Origin of the sequence: Bradyrhizobium sp. HKCCYLRH3073 (assembly GCF_051167995.1) — a bacterium.
Classification (GTDB): Bacteria; Pseudomonadota; Alphaproteobacteria; order Rhizobiales; family Xanthobacteraceae; genus Bradyrhizobium.
The window spans coordinates 280,788-301,642 of record NZ_JBNPUD010000002.1 but is presented as its reverse complement, the minus strand read 5'-3'; the positions used below and the strand labels follow the sequence as shown (position 1 = coordinate 301,642).

Annotated in this window: 18 protein-coding genes and 1 tRNA gene; 16 read left to right on the top strand and 3 right to left on the bottom strand. The window is 67.6% G+C overall.

Annotated elements, in window-relative coordinates; translation table 11 throughout:
• Positions 1 to 639 precede the first annotated feature (639 nt).
• The 7 genes from ACQR1X_RS05300 to ACQR1X_RS05270 are packed head-to-tail and all read left to right on the top strand — an operon-like array spanning position 640 to position 9,153.
• Positions 640 to 2,070 carry an SWIM zinc finger family protein gene (locus tag ACQR1X_RS05300; RefSeq protein ID WP_434886833.1) on the top strand — a complete coding sequence of 477 codons (1,431 nt, stop codon included), beginning with the start codon at positions 640 to 642 and terminating at the stop codon, positions 2,068 to 2,070.
• A gap of 2 nt (positions 2,071 to 2,072) precedes the next feature.
• Positions 2,073 to 3,467, top strand: a complete 1,395-nt coding sequence (locus ACQR1X_RS05295) for a DUF5691 domain-containing protein (RefSeq protein WP_434898452.1) — start codon at positions 2,073 to 2,075, stop codon at positions 3,465 to 3,467.
• 29 nt (positions 3,468 to 3,496) lie between these two features.
• Positions 3,497 to 4,600 carry an ATP-binding protein gene (locus tag ACQR1X_RS05290; protein ID WP_434898451.1) on the top strand — a complete coding sequence of 368 codons (1,104 nt, stop codon included), beginning with the start codon at positions 3,497 to 3,499 and terminating at the stop codon, positions 4,598 to 4,600.
• Between the two features lies 1 nt (position 4,601).
• Complete coding sequence (locus ACQR1X_RS05285) at positions 4,602 to 6,983, top strand: DUF5682 family protein (RefSeq protein ID WP_434898450.1); 2,382 nt, start codon at positions 4,602 to 4,604, stop codon at positions 6,981 to 6,983.
• The gene (locus ACQR1X_RS05280) at positions 6,980 to 8,170 is read left to right on the top strand and encodes a vWA domain-containing protein (protein ID WP_434893213.1); all 1,191 of its coding nucleotides are present in this window, start codon (positions 6,980 to 6,982) and stop codon (positions 8,168 to 8,170) included. The genes ACQR1X_RS05285 and ACQR1X_RS05280 overlap by 4 nt, the downstream gene beginning before the upstream one ends.
• Entirely contained in the window at positions 8,171 to 8,332 is a 162-nt protein-coding gene (locus ACQR1X_RS05275) for a hypothetical protein (RefSeq protein ID WP_434898449.1), read from the top strand. It abuts the gene before it with no gap.
• The gene (locus ACQR1X_RS05270; RefSeq protein WP_316183282.1) at positions 8,320 to 9,153 is read left to right on the top strand and encodes an NAD(+)--dinitrogen-reductase ADP-D-ribosyltransferase; all 834 of its coding nucleotides are present in this window, start codon (positions 8,320 to 8,322) and stop codon (positions 9,151 to 9,153) included. Before ACQR1X_RS05275 ends, ACQR1X_RS05270 begins: the two co-directional genes overlap by 13 nt.
• 236 nt (positions 9,154 to 9,389) lie before the next feature.
• Here ACQR1X_RS05270 and hisC read toward each other — a convergent pair whose 3' ends face one another.
• The 3 genes from hisC to ACQR1X_RS05255 form a co-directional block, all read right to left on the bottom strand.
• Positions 9,390 to 10,457 carry a histidinol-phosphate transaminase gene (hisC, locus tag ACQR1X_RS05265; protein ID WP_434898448.1) on the bottom strand — a complete coding sequence of 356 codons (1,068 nt, stop codon included), beginning with the start codon at positions 10,455 to 10,457 and terminating at the stop codon, positions 9,390 to 9,392.
• A gap of 93 nt (positions 10,458 to 10,550) precedes the next feature.
• Positions 10,551 to 10,627: transfer RNA gene (locus ACQR1X_RS05260), tRNA-Arg, on the bottom strand.
• 270 nt (positions 10,628 to 10,897) lie between these two features.
• Positions 10,898 to 12,373 carry a sensor histidine kinase gene (locus ACQR1X_RS05255; RefSeq protein WP_315715364.1) on the bottom strand — a complete coding sequence of 492 codons (1,476 nt, stop codon included), beginning with the start codon at positions 12,371 to 12,373 and terminating at the stop codon, positions 10,898 to 10,900.
• Positions 12,374 to 12,873: 500 nt separating this feature from the next.
• Between ACQR1X_RS05255 and rpmH the strand changes: the two genes are divergently transcribed.
• From rpmH to dapD, 9 genes are all read left to right on the top strand, one after another.
• Positions 12,874 to 13,008, top strand: a complete 135-nt coding sequence (rpmH, locus tag ACQR1X_RS05250; RefSeq protein WP_006609582.1) for a 50S ribosomal protein L34 — start codon at positions 12,874 to 12,876, stop codon at positions 13,006 to 13,008.
• A gap of 31 nt (positions 13,009 to 13,039) precedes the next feature.
• A complete protein-coding gene (rnpA, locus tag ACQR1X_RS05245; protein ID WP_315800470.1) occupies positions 13,040 to 13,441 on the top strand; it encodes a ribonuclease P protein component in 402 nt (133 codons plus the stop codon).
• Positions 13,442 to 13,463: 22 nt separating this feature from the next.
• On the top strand, positions 13,464 to 15,329 hold the full coding sequence (gene yidC, locus ACQR1X_RS05240) for a membrane protein insertase YidC (RefSeq protein WP_434894917.1): 1,866 nt from the start codon (positions 13,464 to 13,466) through the stop codon (positions 15,327 to 15,329).
• Positions 15,330 to 15,512: 183 nt separating this feature from the next.
• Positions 15,513 to 16,172 carry a ribosome biogenesis GTP-binding protein YihA/YsxC gene (gene yihA, locus ACQR1X_RS05235; RefSeq protein WP_434846477.1) on the top strand — a complete coding sequence of 220 codons (660 nt, stop codon included), beginning with the start codon at positions 15,513 to 15,515 and terminating at the stop codon, positions 16,170 to 16,172.
• Complete coding sequence (locus ACQR1X_RS05230; RefSeq protein ID WP_316183285.1) at positions 16,169 to 16,540, top strand: DUF423 domain-containing protein; 372 nt, start codon at positions 16,169 to 16,171, stop codon at positions 16,538 to 16,540. Before yihA ends, ACQR1X_RS05230 begins: the two co-directional genes overlap by 4 nt.
• A 75-nt stretch (positions 16,541 to 16,615) precedes the next feature.
• Positions 16,616 to 17,512 (top strand): acetylglutamate kinase, encoded by an 897-nt coding sequence (argB, locus tag ACQR1X_RS05225; protein ID WP_315800474.1) that lies wholly within the window; start codon positions 16,616 to 16,618, stop codon positions 17,510 to 17,512.
• Between the two features lie 125 nt (positions 17,513 to 17,637).
• Positions 17,638 to 18,696, top strand: a complete 1,059-nt coding sequence (locus ACQR1X_RS05220; RefSeq protein WP_434894916.1) for a DUF1036 domain-containing protein — start codon at positions 17,638 to 17,640, stop codon at positions 18,694 to 18,696.
• Between the two features lie 220 nt (positions 18,697 to 18,916).
• Positions 18,917 to 19,612: a pyrimidine 5'-nucleotidase gene (locus ACQR1X_RS05215; protein WP_315800475.1), complete on the top strand. Its 696-nt coding sequence runs from the start codon at positions 18,917 to 18,919 to the stop codon at positions 19,610 to 19,612.
• A 347-nt stretch (positions 19,613 to 19,959) separates the two neighbouring features.
• Positions 19,960 to 20,805, top strand: coding sequence for a 2,3,4,5-tetrahydropyridine-2,6-dicarboxylate N-succinyltransferase (gene dapD, locus ACQR1X_RS05210; protein WP_315800476.1), 846 nt, complete (start codon positions 19,960 to 19,962; stop codon positions 20,803 to 20,805).
• Positions 20,806 to 20,855 lie beyond the last annotated feature (50 nt).

Here is a 20,855-nt window from a genome sequence, read left to right as displayed (position 1 = left end):
TCACTGGACTCCGACGACGTTCGAAGCCATGCGGCGCCAGCTCATGATGGAAGGTGCCGCAGGTGGGACGGAGCCGACCTGATCTGGTCGGGCTTCAGGGCTGCGACGCCGCTCCAATGTCTTTTCGATCGGGCATCACATCGAGAGACGGCGAGCATTGGCTCATCATGACCCGCTGTCGATGGTGAAACCGATATGATGTCGGTCGTAAGGACGCTTCGGAGTTAGCGTCACGCGCCTTACCGCAGGATTACAGTCCGACGCAGACGATCCGGGCATCTCATCAGTGCATGACCGGGAACAATTCCCGCGCGTTTGAACAGCCGGCTTCGACGTGATGGACGACGACGAGCCAGGCAGCGCGCTACTGCCCTCCACACGCCAACTGTTTCGCCTGCGCAGCGGCGATGTCGTTCCGTTTGAGCTACAGCGTCGGAAGCATCGACGTCCGCCGCATGCGCGCCCAGGAAATTGCGCAATTCCGCCGACGTGCGCGTGACAAGCCGAGCGTTGCACAGTTCGCCCAGTTCCGTGCGACGCGAAAGGAAATCGGCAGGCGTCGCGCTTGAATTGTTGTGTGGCTCCGTCGCCATCTGCTAGGGAGTGCGGCATCGCGCGATCAGCCGGTTGGGAGAGTGGGTGTCTCTGACACGCGAACGAATCGAAGGGCTGGCGCCTGATCAGGCCTCACTCGCCGCAGCGCTGAAGCTGGTGAAGCCGGCGAACTGGCCGGTGCTCGCCGCGAGCAGCGATGCCGAGGTGCTGTGGGGCGAATGCCAGGGCTCGGGCGCGACACCGTATCGCGTGGTCACCGCAGCCGAAGGCAGCGGCTACAAATGCACCTGCCCCAGCCGCAAGTTTCCCTGCAAGCATGTACTGGCGGTGCTGTGGCTGCGGGTCGACAAGCCGGAGCGGTTCGAGACCACCAGCCCGCCGCAATGGGTCGAGGACTGGAGCGCGCGGCGGCGCGGCTCGAGCGGCCGCGCGCCGGGCAAGCCCAAGCCGGAGGGCGATGATGCAGGCGCGCCGCCGTCGCTCGATGCTGCGCTGGCGGAGACCGCGACGATTGCTGCCGCCGATCCAAAGGCCGCGGCGCGCGCCGAGGCGCAGCGCGAGCGCATCCGGGCCGAGCGCGAGGCCGCGATCCTCGCCGGGCTCGACGAGCTGGAGCGCTGGATCACGGATCAGCTCAACCAGGGGCTTGCCGATTTCGCCACCCGCGCCGCGTCCGCCGCGCGCACGCTGTCGACACGGCTGGTGGATGCCAAAGCCGGCGGCCTCGCTGCGCGGCTCGATCAGCTCTCGTCCGAACTGTTTCGTGTCGGCGAGGATCGCCGCGCCGATCTCGCCATCGAGCGGCTCGGCGCCATGACCCTGATCGCCTCCGCCTACCGGCATCAGGACCGCCTGCCGGCACCGCTGCGCGAGGATGTCCGACGCGCGGTCGGCTGGTCGCTGCGCCGCGAGGAGCTGCTGGCGGACGCCGCGGCGCCGCGCGCAAGCAGCGTGTGGATCGTTGCCGCCAACCTGTCCGAGGTGCAGCCGGACAAGCTGCGCAGGCTCGAGACATGGCTCGTCAACACTGGCGATGACCTCAGCCAGCCGCGCGCCGCGGTGCTGGTCGATTTCGTGCCGGTGTCCGGCGGCGGCGCCGGATTTCCTTTCGCTCCGGGCGAGATCATCGACGGCGAGGTCGTGTTCTATCCGTCGGCCGCGCCGTTGCGCGGGCTGCTGGCGAGCCGCAAGACGGCGGCGACCGCGACCTGGCCGCGGCCGCTGCCAGGGCTCGCACCAGCGCTGCAGGACTACACCGCGCGGCTCGCCGCGCTGCCGTGGCTCGATCGCTGGCCGCTGCGGCTCGCGGGCGTGACGCTGCACACCGCCGGCAAGGGCGCGCTCGCCATCACCGACAAGGCCGGAGATGCGATCGCGGTGGAACGCAGCCAGTTCGACCAGCTGACGCCGCTGCTCGGCCTCGACGACCTGTCGCTGCTGTGTCTGTGGGACGGCCGCGTTGCGCAGGTGCTCGCCGCCGAAACGGCGCTCGGCCGCTGGCATCACGAGGGCTGACGATGGCGAGCGCAATCGATCCCCAGAGCCATGCCCGCCTGCGCCAGTCCTTCCTGCTTGGCCTGGCGCGGCAGCCCTTGACGACCCCGCCTGCGCTGGCCGAGCTGTTGCCGCAAGGACGCGAGCCGGCGCTGCCGCTGCTGGCACTGGCCGCGCAATGGCAGCGCTTTGCCGGCGCGCCGGCGCCTGTGGCCGATCCCCTGGCGGATGCCGCCCTGCGGCTGCACCAGGACGCGCGGCCCATCCTGCCCGAACCGGCGCGGCGCGCGCTCAGGGCCCTGGCACGCAGCGTCGAGAAGTCGCTGGCGTCGAGCGCCCTGCCGCTCGCGCTGCGCCGGATCCAGGCCGCCGGCTGCCGGCTGCATCCGTTCGATCTGCCGGATTTCGTGCCGCACATCAAAGCCAACGCCGAGGACCAGGGCCTCGCCGAGCGCGCCTATCTGGCGCTGGTCGCCTCCGACGCCGATGACGATGCGACGAAGGGCCTGTTCTTCGAACGCATCACCATCGAGAACTGGACCACCTTCCCGAAGGCGCAGCGGCGCGCCTTCGTCGCGGAGCAGCGCCGCAACAATCCCGCCGACGGCCGCGCGCTGATCGAATCGGTGTGGAAGAGCGAGCCCGCACCGGTCCGCGCTGCGCTGCTCGATGCGCTGATGGTCGGCCTCGGCTCCGATGACCAGCCGTTTCTGGAGAGCCTGAGCGCCGATCGCGCCGACAGCATCAAGCAGATCGCCGCACAGCTCCTCACGCGCATCGCCGAACGCGCCGAACGCGGCACCCGGCTGAGCGAGGCCGCTCAGTGCTTCCAGCGCGCGGGCTCGTTCCTCGCCAAGATCGGCCTCGGCTCGGCGTCGACAGTGACCTTCAAGCTGCCGGCCGACGGCCTGAAATGGCAGGAGGCCGAGGCGTTGCGCGAGCGGCTGTTCGGCGGGCTGCAGCTCGGCGCGCTCGCTGCCGCGGTCGGCGTATCGCCCGAGGCGCTGATCGCGGCACTGCCGCCATCCGAGCATCGCGTGCTCATGCTGCTGATGGATGCCGCCGCGGCCGAAGGCGACGACGACACCGTGCTGCGCATCATCGGCGCGCGTCTCTGCGGCGGCGACTCACTGCACGGATATGCCCTGATGTCGCTCGCGGCGAAGGCGCGCCAGCCGCTCGCAGCGGAGGTCGCCGAACGCGTGCTGGCGTCACCGGCCTGGCAGAAGGCGATCCAGGACCTCGCCGACGCGACCACGCTGGCGGCGCAGAAGGACGACGGCCGGCTGGTGCTCATGGCTGCGCTGATGCCGCGCGCGACGATGCCCGCCTTCATCGCCACGCTCACCCCGCTGTCCCCCGCCACTGCGCGGGCGGCCAAGGATTTCGCCGACCTCGTTTGCGCGTTGCCGACGTAACGCGCCATCCAACACTCCGGAGCACGTCCATGACGAACGCCGATGCGAGCCCCACCGACGGCCAGTTGCGCCGCTCCGCGGAAACGCTGCATGCCCACGAGCTCGAGGCGCTGGCGCAGGAAGACACGCGGGCGCGGCCGGCGCAGTGGCGGCTGTCGCCACAGGCGGTCGTGACCTATCTGATGGGCGGCCGCACCAGATCGGGCGTCGAGATCACGCCGAAATATATCGGCAACCGCCGGCTGATCGAGACCGCCGTGGCGACGCTCGCGACCGATCGCGCGCTGCTGATCCTGGGCGTGCCCGGCACAGCGAAGTCGTGGGTCTCCGAGCATCTCGCCGCCGCGATCTCCGGCTCGTCCGAGCTGATCGTGCAATGCACCGCCGGCACCGACGAGAACCAGATCCGCTACGGCTGGAACTATGCGCTGCTGCTGGCAAAAGGCCCGTCGCGCGAGGCCATGGTGGCGACGCCCTTGATGCGCGCGATGGAGGCGGGACGGATCGTGCGCTTCGAGGAGCTGACGCGCATGCCGTCGGACGTGCAGGACACGCTGATCACGGTGCTGTCGGAGAAGCTGATGCCGATCGCGGAGATCAACGACGCCGTGCACGCCCGGCGCGGCTTCAACATGATCGCGACGGCGAATGCGCGCGACAAGGGCGTCAACGAATTGTCCTCGGCGCTGAAGCGGCGCTTCAATGTCGTGGTACTGCCGCTGCCCGCCGACCTGGATGAAGAGGTCAAAATCGTCACCAAGCGCGTGGGCGAGATCGGCGGCGGGCTGGAGCTGCCGAAGATCGCGCCCGCCGACCAGGAGATCATGCGCATCGTCACGGTGTTCCGCGAGCTGCGGGACGGCCAGACGCTCGACGGCCGGCTCAAGCTGAAGTCGCCGTCCGGCTCGCTGTCGACGGCGGAGGCCATCGCGGTGACGATCGGCGCCTGGGCGGAGGCCGGCCATTTCGGCTCCGGCGTGATCGACGCGCAGAGCATGGCGGCGAACCTCGTCGGCGCCATCGTCAAGGATCCGGTGCAGGACAAGGTTGTGCTGCAGGAATATCTTGAAACCGTGGTGCGGGAGCGCAAGCCATGGGCCGATCTCTACGGCGCGATCCGCGAAGTGATGTGACGTGGCCGCAGCTTCGCCCGATCGCCTGCACCTCCTCGGCATCCGTCATCACGGACCCGGCTCGGCACGCGCCGTGCTGGCTGCGCTCGACGCGGCCGATCCCGCGGTCGTGCTGATCGAGGGACCGCCGGATGCCGATGAGCTGATCTCCTTCGCCGCATCGCCGGCGATGGTGCCGCCCATCGCCTTGCTGGTGCATGCGCAGGACGATGCGAGCAACGCCAGCTTCTTTCCGTTCGCGGTGTTCTCGCCGGAATGGCAGGCGATCCGCTGGGCGCTGGCGAAGCAGCGACCGGTCCGCTTCATCGATCTGCCGGCATCGCATCGGCTGGCCGAACGGGCCAAGGCGGCGAAGCCGGAGAGCGATGAAGGCAAGGCCACGCCGGAGGACGCCAACGCGGCTGCGCAGGAGCAGCCCGAGGCCACCGATCCGGAGCTGGCACAGATCCGGCGCGATCCGCTGGCCTATCTCGCGACGCTCGCCGGCTATGACGACAGCGAGTCCTGGTGGAACGCGATCGTCGAGCAGGGCACGCATGGACCGGAGATCTTTGCGGCGCTGGAAGCGGCCATCGCGGCGTTGCGCGAGACGATCGATCCCCTGCCCTATCAGCCGGCCGATGAAGCCCAGCGCGAGCTGCGCCGCGAAGCGCACATGCGCCTGGAAATCGCAGCGGCGCTGAGCGCGCAGGACGGCACGGTCGCCGTTATCTGCGGCGCCTGGCACGTGCCGGCGCTGCGCAAGAAGGTCGCGCTGAAGGATGATCGCGCATTGCTGAAGGGATTGCCGCAGATCAAGGTGACCGCGACGTGGGTGCCCTGGACCGAGACGCGGCTCGCCGCGAGCTCCGGCTATGGCGCCGGCGTGATCTCGCCCGGCTGGTACGCGCATCTCTGGCAAGGATTGCAGCACGGTCAGGTCGCCGCGCTCGACGCTACCGGCTTCACGACCCGCTGGCAGGCGCGCGTCGCCGAACTGTTGCGCCGGAATGGCCGGCCGGCATCGACGGCCTCCGTGATCGAGGCGTCGCGGCTGGCGATCACGCTGGCCGCGTTGCGCGACGTCGCTTTGCCGGGACTGGCCGAGATGCGTGAGGCGAGCCTTGCCACGCTGTGCGAGGGCGAGACGGCTCCGTTCCGCCTGATCGAGCAGCAGCTCATCATCGGTCAACGGGTCGGCGAGATCGACGACAGCGTGCCGCAGATGCCGCTCGCCGCCGATCTCGCGCGCTGGCAGCGCAAGCTGAAGCTGAAGCCGGAGGCGCTCGACACCGACATCGCGCTCGACCTGCGCAGCGAGGCTGGGCTTGCCAAGTCGCAGCTCCTGCATCGCCTCGCGCTGATCCAGGTGCCGTGGGGACGGTTGCAGGGATCGGGGCAGAGCCGCGGCACGTTTCGCGAGAACTGGCGGCTGCGCTGGGAGCCGGAATTCTCGGTGCGTCTGGTCGAGGCGCTGGTGCACGGCACGACCGTCGCGCAGGCCGCGGGCAACGCCGCCGTGACCCACGCACAGGCGGCGACCTCGTTGAACGCCGTCGCGGGCCTCGTGCGCGGCTGTCTCGAAGCGGGTCTGAGCGAGGCGGCCGAGACGACGATCGCGCTGCTGCAGCAGCGCTCGGCCGCGACCAGCGACGTTGCCGACCTCACCGAGGCCGTGCCGCCGCTCGCCGAGATCCTGCGCTACGGCACCGCGCGGGCGCTGCCGACCGAGGCGCTGCGCCTGTTGGTGACCAGCCTCGTCGAGGCGATCTGTGCCGGCCTCGTCTATGCCTGCCGCAACCTGCAAGCCGACGTCGCCGCCGATCTGCGCGGCAGGCTGGCGCGGCTCGACGTCGCGATCGGGCTGATCGAGGATCGCGGCCTGCGCGACGGCTGGAGCCGCGCGCTGCTGCATGTCGCCGCCGATGCGGCAGCGCATCCGCTGGTGAAGGGCCTGGCGGGCCGCCTGCTGTACGATCAGGGCATCGTCTCACCGGAGCAGGCCGCGCTGGCACTGTCGCGCGCGCTCTCCCACAGCGTGCCGACCCTGGAGGCCGGCGACTGGCTCGACGGGTTTCTCGGCCAGAGCGGCCAGGTGCTGCTGCACGACCAGATGCTGCGCCGGATCATCGACGGCTGGCTGGCTGCGATCGACGACGAGGCGTTCAACAACCTGCTGCCGGTGATGCGCCGTGCCTTCGCGAGCTTCGACCGCAACGAGCGGCGGCGCCTGCTCGACGAGCTGGCCAGGCAGCGGCCGCTGGCCGTGTCGGCGTCGATCGATACCACGCCGTTGCAGCCGCTCGCGCCGCTGCCGTCCAGTTTGACCGGGTTCGACGCCGCCCTGCCCTTGCTGCTGACGATCCTGGGCGCCGACCGGCCGATGAAGGGGCGATCGACATGAGCCGTGATGCAGATGCCGAGCGCAACCGCCGCTGGCGCCTCGTGCTCGGCGGCGACGACCAAGCCGGCCTGTCCGATCGCGATCGGCGGCTCGATGCGGCGCTGGCCGGACTCTATGACGCAGGCTCCGGAGGCAAGCGCGGCGGCAGCCGACGTGGCGGTCTCGGTGGCTCGGCGCCGCGTGTCGCGAGCTGGCTCGGCGACATCAGGGAGTTCTTTCCGGCGCCGGTCGTGCAGGTGATCCAGAAGGATGCGTTCGAGCGGCTCGGCCTGAAGGAGATGCTGCTGCAGCCGGAATTTCTCGCAGCCCTCGAAGCCGACGTGCATCTCGTCGCCGACCTGATGGCGCTGCGCGCGGTGATGCCGGAGAAGACCAAGGCGACGGCGCGCCAGGTCGTCGCCAAGGTGGTGAAGGAGCTGATGGAAAAGCTCGATGCCCGGACCACCGAGACGATCCGCGGCGCGGTCGACCGCCGCCGCCGCACCCGCCGGCCGCGCGCCGGCGATATCGACTGGCCGCGCACGATCGGCAGGAACCTGCGCCATTGGCAGGCCGAGCATCGCACCATCGTGCCGGAGACATTGATCGGGCACGCGCGCGCCGCGCGCCGGACCAATCTGGAGGAGGTGATCCTGTGCGTCGATCAGTCGGGCTCGATGGGCACCTCCGTCGTCTACTCCTCGATCTTCGCCGCGGTGCTGGCCTCGATCCCGGCGATCGCGATGAAGCTCGTGGTGTTCGACACCAACATCATCGACCTCACCGAGGAGCTGGCCGATCCGGTCGAGGTGCTGTTCTCGGTGCAGCTCGGCGGCGGCACCGACATCAATCAGGCGCTGGCCTATTGCGAGCGCCTGGTCCGCGAGCCGGCGCGGACGCACATGGTGCTGATCAGCGATCTCATCGAGGGCGGCATCGCCGAGCAGATGCTGGCCCGCGCCAAGGCGCTGGTCTCGTCGGGCGTGAACCTGATCGTGCTGCTGGCGCTCAACGACGACGGCCGTCCGGCCTATGACGGCAAGCATGCCGCAATCCTGGCCTCGCTCGGCTGCCCGGTGTTCGCCTGCACGCCGCACCAGTTTCCCGAGTTGATGGCAACCGCGCTGAAGCGCCAGGACATCTGGTCGTGGGCCGCAGCGCAGGACATCAAGCTGGTGCGGCCGGAGGACGGCGTCTCGGGCGTGTGAATGAAGCGCCTGGTTCTCATATGCATCCTGCCGCTCGGCCGCGATGCGGTTCTGCCCGTGTTCGTGCTGGCGGGTGGATTGCTCGTCATCCGGCTGATGCTGCTCGACGACGACACGAGGATTGCGCTCTCGGCCTGCCACACGGCATCATGCCGGCCATGAACGACGCAGCACAGCGCGCCCACCGCGGCATCGGCCATTCGACCAATCTCGTCGGGCGTCCCTCCGCATGGCTGGCGAGCTGTGCTTTCAACGACAGCGCGGTGCCGCTGCACATCTGGGGCGTCACGGAGATGAACCCCAGCCTGTTCACGATGCTCGATCAGGCCGAACATCTCGCCGAAGCCGGCGAAGCCTTCACCACCTACATGATGGCGATGTTCGGCCTCGATCCTGAGCAACGCGCCACGACGTCCGGCGGCCAGCGGCGTTTCCGCTCGTCCTTCCTGCGGCTGATCCAGGGCTGGGGCTTCGACAGCAACGGCCCGGAAGGCGCCGTGCTCAAGGGCTGGGTCGAGAGCCGGTTCGGCCTCGGTCCGTCCTACCACAAGGAGATCATCGAACGCGTGGCAAGCCGGGCCTGGACGACCTATGTCCAGGAGAAGATGTCGAGCCGCTTCCACAACAATGCAATCTGGGTGCAACTCGATCTGCTGTTCGAATTCTGCCAATGGGCGATCCGCCGCTTCGCCTTTCCGGACGAGACGCATCTGACGCTGCATCGCGGCGTCAATTCGTTCGACGAGCATTGGATCGTGGAGCAAACGACACGGCGCGAGGCGGTGGTCCGGCTCAACAACCTCGTCTCGTTCTCCTCCGACCGCGACACTGCGGGCTGCTTCGGCGACATGATTCTCACCGCGAGGATTCCCGTCAGCAAGATCGTGTTCTTCAACGGCCTGCTGTCGTCACATGCGCTGAAGGGCGAAGGCGAATACCTCGTGATCGGCGGCGACTACCGCGTGAGCGTCGACTATGTGTGAGCAGGCTCCGCATGACGCGCCTGATGTCGAGGAACGCGCGCTGGCGGCCATTCCTGCGCGCTGGCGCGACAGGCTCGACCGCGACGTGACGGCGGACATTCACGTGCAGGTGTCCCGGCTGCTGGAGATTGCGCGCGCTTCGGGCCTGATGTCTTGGAGCAAGGGCATCCAGACGTCGCAGAGTGTGCCGGCCGTGGCGGATCCGCTCCGACCGATCGTCGTCTCAGCCACGGCCCTCAACCATTCTGCGCCAGCACCTCGCGCAGCGCGTCCGTCAGCCGCGCAAGCTCCGTCTCCGAGCCGATCGTGATGCGCAGATAGTCCGCGATCCGCGGGGCGGTGAAATGGCGGACGAGCACTGCGCGCTGGCGCAAGGCTGCGGACAGCGCCTGGCCGGAATGGTCCGGATGCCGGGCGAAGACGAAATTGGCGCTGGACGGCAGCACCTCGAAGCCGAGACGAACCAGCGCAGCGGTGAGGTCGGCGCGGTTCTTCATGATGACCGAGCGCGCCTGCTGGAAGTGCGCCTCGTCCTCGATCGCGGCGATCGCGCCGGCCTGGGCGGGCCGGCCGAGCGGGTAGGAGTTGAAGCTGTCCTTGACCCGCGTCAGGCCCTCGATCAGCGCGGCATCGCCGATCGCGTAGCCGACGCGGAGTCCTGCGAGCGCGCGCGATTTCGACATCGTCTGCACCACCAGCAGGTTGGGGTAGTCGCGGATCAACGGAATCGCGGTCTCGGCGCCGAAATCGACATAGGCCTCGTCGATGACGACGGCCGCGTCGCGACGCGCCGCCGCGAGTCGCGCGATCTCGGCGCTCGGCAGCGCGATGCCCGTCGGTGCGTTCGGATTGGCGATGATCACCGGGCCGGGGCGACCGACATAATCGTCGATACGCACGCGCATCTCGGCATTGAGCGGAACGGTCGTGTAGTCGATGCCGAGCAGGCGACAATACACGGGATAGAAGCTGTAGGTCACGTCGGGGAACAGCAGCGGCGCGGGTTGCTTCAGGAGCGCCGCGAAGGCATGCGCGAGCACCTCGTCCGAACCGTTGCCGACGAACACCTGCTCCGGTGAGACCCCGTGATGGGCCGCGAGCACCTCGCGCAGCCGCGTCGCCTGGGGATCCGGATAGAGCCGCAAGGTGTCGGCGGCGGCCGCCCGTATGGCCTCGATCGCCTTGGGCGAGGGCCCGAACGGGCTCTCATTGGTGTTGAGCTTGACCAAGCCCGGGATCTGCGGCTGCTCGCCGGGCACATAGGGCGACAGCCCACGAACGAGCTCTGACCAGAAGCGACTCAAGATTGCTCTCCTGCGCACCCGAGATCCGCCGATCGACGCATCGATCGGAAGCGATGGACGTGCGAACTGAACGTGGTGTGGATCATCGGCAAATGGCGCGCCCGGAACGATTCGAACGTCCGACCCTCAGATTCGTAGTCTGATGCTCTATCCAGCTGAGCTACGGGCGCGTTTTTCGCATTTGGCAGGCTCCGGGCCAGGGGCCGGATCCCGGAAGGCCGGAGCGGCAAACGCCGGCAGGCCTCGCGAAGGGCCCCTGACTAACGGCTCGGAGACCGCTTGGCAAGGCTGGAGCGGGACATTTTGCGACCATTTTTCCGCAGACGCGCCGGCGCGGTTCGGCATGGCCGGAGCGGACGGGCTTCGTTCCGACACAACGGGAGTTCCGGGCTCGACGCCTGCGGCATCGCCCGCCGGAATGGCAGGTGGGCCGGTCCGGTTCAGGCGCTGGCGCGCTCGGTCCAGAAGGTCTGCAGCTCGACAGGGCGGTCAGGGATCGTGATTCGGAAGGTGGCCCCCAGGGTCCCTTCGACCAGTTGGATGTCGCCATCATGGGCCCGGACCAGTTCGGCCGCGATCGCAAGGCCCAGCCCCGAGCCGCCCGGACGACCGGCACCGCGGAAGGCCTCGAACAGGTGCTCTCGCACCTTCGCCGGGACACCAGGTCCCGTGTCCGAGACCTCCAGGATCGCCACCCCGCCCTCGCGGCGGCCGGTGATCCGGATCTGGCGCACGCCGGCATCCGCCGCGAGACTGTCCAGGGCCTGGGCGGCATTGCGCACCAGGTTGAGCAGCACGCGGAACAACTGGTCGGGATCGGCATCGATCTTCAGCCCGCGCTCGATCGCCGCGATCCAGGTGATCGAGGCATCCGGCGACAGGCCGGCGGTCTCCCGCACCTCCGCGACGACGGGCTCGACCACCACCATGCGGCGGTCCGGCGCCGGCTCCTGCACCTTGCCGTAGGACAAGGTCGACTGGCAGAACGCGATGGCGCGCTCCAGCGAGCGCATCAGCTTCGGCGCGAAGCGCTGCACCCGCGGATCGGGCACGCTGGCGAGCTGGTCCGACAGCAGCTGCGACGAGGCCAGGAGGTTGCGCAGGTCGTGGTTGATCTTGGACACGGCGAGGCCGAGCGCGGCGAGCCGGCTCTTCTGATGCAGCATCGAGACGAGGTCGCGCTGCATGTCGGCAAGCTCGCGCTCGGCGACGCCGATCTCGTCGGAACGCTGGCTCGGCACGATGATTCGCGCCACGCTCTCCGGATTTTCGTGGAAGCCGACGAGGCTCGCGGTGAGGCGCCGCATCGGCCGCACGAACAGGAAATGCAGAGCAAGATAGACCAGCGCCGCGGTCAGCACCGCGAGCAGCAGCGACACGCCGAGCAGGTTGCGCGAGAACCGGTACATCGCCTTGCGCAGCGGCTTCTCGTCGGTGACCACCTCGATGAACTGGGCCCGGCCCGGCGCCGGCCCGATCACCCGCATGGTGTGATCGCCGGTCTCCGTCATCATCGTCAGCGAATTCACGATCGACGACCACGCCGTCATGTCGCGCATGTCGAAGTCGTGGTCGATCGAGGCGGGCAGGTCGGCGCTCGCGAGCAGGCGGCGCTGCTGGCCCATCTTGATGGCGACGCCGCGCGCGTTGATGGAGGTGAGGATCTGCCGCGCCAGCGAATCCGGCACCATGCCGGACGGTGCGGCGTCGAGCACCAGCGCAGCGGTATTGGCGGCCGCCAGGCGGTCGTTGAGCCGGTTGGTCCAGAAATTGGCGATCGCCGGTACGTAGATCAGCACCTCCGCGATCATCACCAGCGGAATGGTCAACAGCAGCAGCTTTCCAGACAAGCCGAGCCGGCGCGACCGTTTCGGTCGCAGACGCTCCAGGATTGGCTGGTTGTCGCTCTCGGTCACGTATCGCCCTTGTAAGAGACACCCCCACCCTTACGGGACCGCAAGATGGGACTGCACCGGAGTCCGGTCAAATTACGGATCGCTCATGTTCCGGTTTCCAAATCGTTCATAATGGAACCCAAAACTGCACGATCTCTGACATCTTCAACCCCGCCGCGCCGAGGCTATTCTTGCCTTCGTCTTGTGCGCAGGGTCTTGCGTTCTCGTCCTGCCTCGTGTCGTTCGCGACGCTGACCCGCGGCTGGTGACGAAGGTCTTTACGAGATCTCGGCGTCGTCGATCCCTGCACCGCCTATGACGCCTTGCCGCGATTGACGAAGGCGGGACGCTCCCTTATAAGCCGCGCCAACCGTCCGCGATGACCCGGCTCGCCCGGGAGCGGCTCGATTTCAGGGCCGGCAGCGGTCCATTTCGGGCCCGGAAGCATCACCGGACATCAATCGACATTTCAAGCAGGCAAGTTGTCAACTGGCAAATTGCCCGTCAGCGGAGAACGACCCGTGAAGCGGACTTATCAACCCAGCAAACTGGTGCGCAAGCGCCGTCACGGCTTCCGCGCCCGTCTCGCCACCACCGGCGGCCGCAAGGTCCTTGCCGCGCGTCGCGCCCGGGGCCGCAAGCGTCTCAGCGCCTGAAGCCAGGGCGTCTGTCCCGGAGATTTCCATCATGGATCGGCTACGGCAGCGGGCGGACTTCCTCGCCGTTGCCGATGGCGTGCGGGCGAACAGCCCTGCCTTCGTGGTCCAGCGCCGGGAACGGCCGGACCAGGGCCCGGTCCGGATCGGCTTTACCGTCACCAAGAAGAATGGCACCGCCACGGAGCGTAATCGCATCCGTCGGCGGTTGCGCGAGCTTGTGAAACGGCTCGATCCCTTGTCGATGCGGCCGCACAGTGACTACGTGCTGGTCGGCCGGCGGGATGCCCTGTCACGCGATTTTCAGACCATGCTCGCCGACCTCCAGGCGACGCTCCGCCGCCTCGACCGGCCGCAGGCCAAGCCGCAGCCGCGCAAGCTGAACCAGCAGAACGCTTCCGCTCCGGACGCGCATTCCCGCAAACCGGATTGAACGACGAGACGATAAGAAAACGATGACCGACAATCGCAACACCATCCTCGCCGTCATTCTATCCGGCCTCGTGCTGATCCTGTGGCAGGTCTTCTACAACGGCCCGCAGATGGAGAAGCAGCGCGCGCAGGCGCAGATGCAGGCCGAGCTCGCCAAGAAGCAGGCGCCGGCAACCCAGCCCGACAGCGCCGCGCCGTCAGCCACCCCGCAGCCGGGCGCGACCGCGACCGGCAGCCCGAGCGCGCCGGGCGGCGCCGTGACCAGCACCGGCGTGCTGCCGCGCGACACCGCCATCGCCGCCACGCCGCGCGTCAAGATCGACACGCCGCGGCTGACCGGCAGCATCTCGCTCAAGGGCGCGCGGATCGACGATCTGGCCTTCGTGCAGTACCGCGAGACGGTCGATCCGAAATCGCCGGCGATCGTGCTGTTCTCGCCGTCCAACACCGCCGAACCCTATTACGCCGAGTTCGGCTGGGTGAACGCCGCCGGCGCCAAGGTGCAGGTGCCCGACCAGAACACGGTCTGGCAGCAGGACGGCTCGAATGCGCTGACGCCGTCGACCCCGGTGAAGCTGACCACCACCAACGGCGACGGCCTGACTTTCCAGCGCACCATTTCCGTCGACGACCACTATCTCTTCACCATCAAGGATGACGTCACCAATGCCGGCAACGCGCCGGTGACGCTGTATCCCTACGGCCTGATCTCGCGCCACGGCACGCCGCACGTGTCCGGCTACTACATCCTGCACGAAGGCCTGATCGGCTATCTCGGCGAGAAGGGCCTGCAGGAATTCACCTACAAGAAGATGGACGACGAGAAGGCGGCGAAGTTCGACGTCACCAATGGCTGGCTCGGCATCACCGACAAATATTGGGCGGCGGCGCTGCTGCCGATGACGGATGCCCGCCTGCAGGCGAACTATTCGTCGAAGCTGGTCGACAACCAGCATCGCTACCAGACGGACTATGTCGAGACCCCGCAGACGGTGCCGGCCGGCGGCTCGACCAGCGTCTCCACGCGGCTGTTCGCCGGCGCCAAGGAGGCCGGCGTCGTCGGCATCAACTTCCCGATCGGCGGCCTCGGCGGCTACAACCAGAAGCTCGGGCTGAACCATTTCGATCTCCTGATCGACTGGGGCTGGTTCTACTTCCTGACCAAGCCGATGTTCCTGGCGCTCGACTTCTTCTTCCGTTTCTTCGGCAATTTCGGCATCTCGATCCTGCTGGTGACGGTGCTGGTGAAGCTCCTGTTCTTCCCGCTCGCCAACAAGTCCTACGCCTCGATGGCCAAGATGAAGGCGATCCAGCCGCAGCTCCAGGCGCTCAAGGAGCGCTATCCGGACGACCGGATGAAGCAGCAGCAGGAGATGATGGAGATCTACAAGAAGGAGAAGATCAACCCGGTCGCCGGCTGTCTGCCTGTCGTGCTGCAGATCCCGGTGTTCTTCTCGCTCTACAAGGTGCTGTTCGTCACCATCGAGATGCGACACGCGCCGTTCTATGGCTGGATCAAGGACCTCTCGTCGCCGGATCCGACCAATCTGTTCACGCTGTTCGGGCTCCTGCATTTCGATCCGACCCAGCTGCCGCTGTTCGGGCATTACCTCGCGCTCGGCATCTGGCCGATCATCATGGGCATCACGATGTGGTTCCAGATGAAGCTGAACCCCACGCCGCCCGATCCGACCCAGGCGATGATCTTCAACTGGATGCCGCTGATCTTCACCTTCATGCTCGCGGGCTTCCCGGCCGGTCTCGTGATCTACTGGGCATGGAACAACACGCTGTCGGTGCTGCAGCAGGGATTCATCATGCGCCGCAACGGCGTCAAGGTGGAGCTGTTTGACAACATCCGCGGCACGTTCAGAAAAAAAGCGGCTTGACGACCAAGGCGGTGTGAGCTGCTGAAGCAACGAACCATCTACCGTGATGGCCGGGCTTGTCCCGGCCATCCACGTTTTGATATCCCGCGCAATGGCGTGGATGCCCGGGCCTTCGCCGCGCCGAAGGGGCTTCGGCCCCGCAGGCGGGTCAAGCCCGGGCATGACAAAGAGCGAAGGCTTGTCATGACCACCAGCGCCGATGCAGACGACCGCCTGATCGAGAAAGGCCGCAAGCTGTTTGCGCAGGCGTGGCGCTTCACGCACGCATCGCCGTCGATCGAAAGCCTGCCGCCGATGGGGGCGATCGAGGTCGCCTTCGCCGGCCGCTCCAATGTCGGCAAATCCAGCCTGATCAACGCGCTGACCGGCCAGAACGCGCTGGCGCGCACCTCGCATACGCCGGGCCGCACCCAGGAGCTGATCTTCTTCGAGGGGCCCGAGCATGCGTCGCTGCGGCTGGTCGACATGCCCGGCTATGGCTATGCCGCCGCGGCGAAGACCAAGGTCGCGTCCTGGACCGAGCTGATCCACAAATTCCTGCTCGGCCGCGCCTCGCTCGCCCGCGTCTACGTGCTGATCGATGCCCGTCATGGGCTGAAGGAGGTCGATCAGGAGATCCTCAAGACGCTGGACCGGTCCGCCGTCAGCTATCAGCTCGTCCTGACCAAGGCCGACCAGATCAAGCCGGCCGAGCTCGCAAGCCGGATCGCCGAGACCGAGGCCGCGCTCGCCAAGCATCCGGCGGCGTTCCCGCAGGTGCTGGCGACGTCGTCACGATCCGGCACCGGCATGCCGGAGCTGCGCGCCGCCATGGTGCGGCTGCTGGAAGAGCGGAGCACATGATGACGCCGTGGCGAATCCTGGTCGCAATGGCCGGGCTGATGGGCGCCGCCGGCGTCGCGCTGGCGGCCAAGGCCGCGCACGATCCCGATGCATCCCGGCTCGCGACCGCCTCGACCATGCTGCTGTTCCATGCCTGCGCCCTGCTCGGCACCATCGCGCTGGCCGAACGCGGCGTCGTCGCGAGGCGCATCGGCCTGGCCACGGCGATCGGCTTCGTGCTCGGCCCAGCCCTGTTCGCGGGCGACCTCCTGATGCGGCAGTTCACCGGCGACCGGCTGTTTCCGTTCGCAGCACCGATCGGCGGCAGCCTGCAGATCGCGAGCTGGCTCGCACTCGCGGTCTGCGCGCTGTGGCCGCGGCGGGCCTGATCCGGCGCTTTGCGCCGCGGGCGGCAATCGGCTAGAACGCGGCGCGACGCCCCCGACAGCCGAGACCTCCCAGACATGACCGACGCGACCACCATAAGCCCGCTCGATCAGGCCCGCATCCTGTCCGAAGCGCTCCCGCACATGCAGGAGTACGACGACGAAACCATCGTCATCAAATATGGCGGCCACGCCATGGGCGACGAGGACACCGCGAAGGCCTTCGCGCGCGACATCGTGCTGCTGGAGCAGACCGCGATCAATCCGGTGGTCGTGCACGGCGGCGGCCCGCAGATCGCGACCATGCTCAAGCGCCTCGGCATCGTCTCGGAATTCGCCGCCGGCCTGCGCATCACCGACGCCGCGACCATCGAGATCGTCGAGATGGTGCTGGCCGGCTCGATCAACAAGCAGCTCGTCGGTTACATCAACGAGGCCGGCGGCAAGGCCGTCGGGCTGTGCGGCAAGGACGGCAACATGGTGCGCGCGGTCAAGGCGACCCGCACCATGGTCGATCCCGACAGTCATATCGAGAAGGTGGTCGATCTCGGTTTCGTCGGCGAGCCGGACAAGGTCGATCTGACGCTGCTGAATCAGCTGATCGGCTACGAGCTGATCCCGGTGCTGGCGCCGCTGGCGACCTCGAAGGAAGGCCAGACCTTCAACGTCAACGCCGACACCTTCGCGGGCGCCGTCGCCGGCGCGCTGAAGGCCAAGCGGCTGCTGCTGCTGACCGACGTGCCCGGCGTGCTCGACAAGTCGAAAAAGCTGATCCCGGAAATCTCGATCAAGGACGCGCGCAAGCTGATCGCCGACGGCACCATCTCCGGCGGCATGATCCCGAAGGTCGAGACCTGCATCTACGCACTCGAGCAGGGCGTGCAGGGCGTCGTCATCCTCGACGGCAAGGTGTCGCACGCGGTGCTGCTCGAGCTGTTCACCAACCAGGGCACGGGCACGCTGATCCACAAGTGATGGGCACGGCCGCCACCACATTAAAGGTCGTCATGCCCGGGCTTGACCCGCCTGCGCGGCCGAAGCCGCTTCGGCGCGGCGAAGGCCCGGGCATCCACGCCTTACTCTCTGGTGCTCGCAAAAAGATGGATGGCCGGGTCAAGCCCGGCCATGACGGCGGAGAGGGTGGACGAGCGAAGTCCATCCTGGCGCGCGCTTTACTTGCCCTAACGGTCCTCCTTCCGCTCCTCACCTTCACCACCCCTGCCCGCGCCGACCTCAAGCTCTGCAATCGCATGAGCTACGTTGTGGAGGCCGCAATCGGCATCGACGAGAAGGCCGCGACCGCGACGCGCGGCTGGTTCCGGCTCGATCCGGCGACCTGCCGCGTGGTGCTGCAGGGGACGATGACCGCCGATCGCATCCTGCTGCATGCACGCGCGCTCAGCCTCTACGGCGCGTCGCCACTCGCCGAGAACGGCAACGACCAGCTGTGCGTGGCGCCCGACAATTTCGTCATCGCCGCCGCCCGGCAGTGCCGCACCGGGCAGACGCCGGCGGCCTTCACACAGGTCACGCCGAGCAAGACCGATGACGGCACCCTGATCGCCTATCTCGCCGAGAGCGCCGAATATGACGACGAGCAGGCGCGGCTCGCCGGCATCCAGCGGCTGCTCGGCATCGCCGGCTATGACGCCTCACCGATCGACGGCGTCGACGGACCGAAGACGCAGGCCGCGCTCGCGGCGTTCCTGAAAAGCCGCGGCTTGTCTTCTGATGTCGTGTCGCAGCCGAGCTTCTTCGCCACGATGGTCGATGCGGTGCAGACACCATCCCCGGTGGGACTGACCTGGTGCAACGACACGCCGCACAAGGTCATGGCGGCGGTCGGCACCGACGACGGCCGCACCGTGGTGAGCCGCGGCTGGTACCGGATCGATGCCGGCAAGTGCCTGCATCCCGACATCACCGGACAGCCGAAGAAGGTCTACAGCTTCGCCGAGGCGGTCGACGATGAGAACCGCACCATCAAGCTGAAGAACAAGCCGCTGAACTGGGGCGGCCTGGTGCAGCTCTGCACCCGCGAGAACAAGTTCGAGACCTCCGAGCAGGGCGACTGCCCGAGCCGCGGCTTCGCGGCCACCGGCTTCACTTCGGTCGACATCACCCGCGGCGGCAAGACGCTGCGGTTTGCGTTGCCGTGATGGACGCATCGATGAGTCCCGGGATACCGCAACAAATTCCGCCGTCATCCCGGCGAACGCCGGGATCCATAGCCACCGGCCGTGGTTTGGGCCGCCGGCGTCAGCCATCCTGCCTCAAGACAGATCACGCGGTATGGGTCCCGGCGTTCGCCGGGACGACAGCGGAATATGCCGCGCCACTGTGGCCGAATGAACCCACGCATGATGGACCGAGGCACACATGACAAAGTCCCCCCGCGCCTTCGATCACGTCGACACCTGGGTGTTCGATCTCGACAACACGCTGTATCCGCATCACGTCAATCTGTGGCAGCAGGTCGATGCCAGGATCGGCGAATTCGTGTCCAACTGGCTCAAGGTCGATGCGGACGAAGCGCGCCGCATCCAGAAGGACTACTACCGCCGCTACGGCACCACGATGCGCGGCATGATGACCGAGCACGGCGTGCATGCCGACGACTTCCTGGCCTACGTGCACAAGATCGACCATTCGCCGCTGGAGCCGAACTCGGCGATGGGCGCGGCGATCGAGCGACTGCCCGGACGCAAGCTGATCCTGACCAACGGCTCGGTGGACCATGTCGGCGCGGTGCTGAGCCGGCTCGGCATCGCAGACCATTTCCATGGCGTGTTCGACATCATCGCCGCCGAATTGACACCGAAGCCCGCGCGCGAGACCTATGACAAATTCGTTCGGCTGCACGATGTCGATCCGACGCGCTCCGCAATGTTCGAGGACCTCTCCCGCAACCTCGTCGTCCCGCACGACCTCGGCATGACCACGGTGCTGGTGGTGCCCGACGGCACCAAGGAGGTCGTGCGCGAAGACTGGGAGCTGTCGGGCCGGGACGATCCGCATGTCGACCACGTCACGGATGATCTGACCGGGTTCTTGCAGCGGCTGGTGAAGGCCTAACCCTCGCTGTCGTCCGGACAAGCGAAGCCGCCGGCGGTCCTGAGGTGCGATGGGCGTCCGACAAACTCAGTGTCGTCCCGGGCTTGACCCGGGACCCATAACCACCGGCGGATGTGTGGGCACGCAAGTGGCTAAGGATGTGCCCAACACGTCTCCCTGTGGTTATGGGTCCCGGATCGCGCTCGCGAGATTGAATCGTATCAATAGCGACAGCCGGGCGCTCCGCTTGTCCGGGACGACGCCGGTGGGTGCCTTGACTCCCTTGCCCCAAACCCGGAAAAAGCCGCCCTGCCCCCAGCTTCTACAAGTCTATCCCGGTCGGCCCGGGACCAAGCGAGGATCGACCGATGTCACTGTCCGCCCTGGAATCCACCATCAACAGCGCCTTCGATGCCCGTGATGGCGTCTCGACCACGACCAAGGGCGAGGTCCGCGACGCCGTGGAGAGCGCGCTGGAGCTGCTCGACAAGGGCGAGGCCCGGGTCGCCGAGCGGGGCACGGACGGCAAGTGGAGCGTCAACCAGTGGCTCAAGAAGGCGGTGCTGCTGTCGTTCCGCCTCAACGACATGAGCGTGATCCCCGGCGGCCCCGGCCAGGCGTCGTGGTGGGACAAGGTGCCGTCGAAGTTCGAGGGCTGGGGCGAGAACCGTTTCCGTGACGCCGGCTTCCGCGCCGTGCCGGGCGCAATCGTGCGCCGCTCGGCCTTCATCGCCAAGAACGTCGTGCTGATGCCGTCCTTCGTCAATCTCGGCGCCTATGTCGACGAGGCGACCATGGTCGACACCTGGTCGACGGTCGGCTCCTGCGCCCAGATCGGCAAGCGCGTGCACATTTCCGGCGGCGTCGGCATCGGCGGCGTGCTGGAGCCGCTGCAGGCCGGTCCCGTCATCATCGAGGATGACTGCTTCATCGGCGCGCGCTCCGAGGTTGCCGAGGGCGTGGTCGTGCGCAAGGGCGCGGTGCTGTCGATGGGCGTGTTCCTGGGCGCGTCGACCAAGATCGTCGACCGCGAGACCGGCGAGGTTTTCGTCGGCGAGGTGCCGGAATATGCCGTCGTGGTGCCGGGCGCGCTGCCGGGCAAGCCGATGAAGAACGGCCAGATCGGCCCCTCCACCGCCTGCGCCGTCATCGTCAAGCGCGTCGACGAGCGCACCCGCTCCAAGACCTCGATCAACGAGCTGCTGCGCGACTGATCGTCCACGTCCGGGCGGCCGCACTAGCCGCCGCCCGAACGCCCATGTTA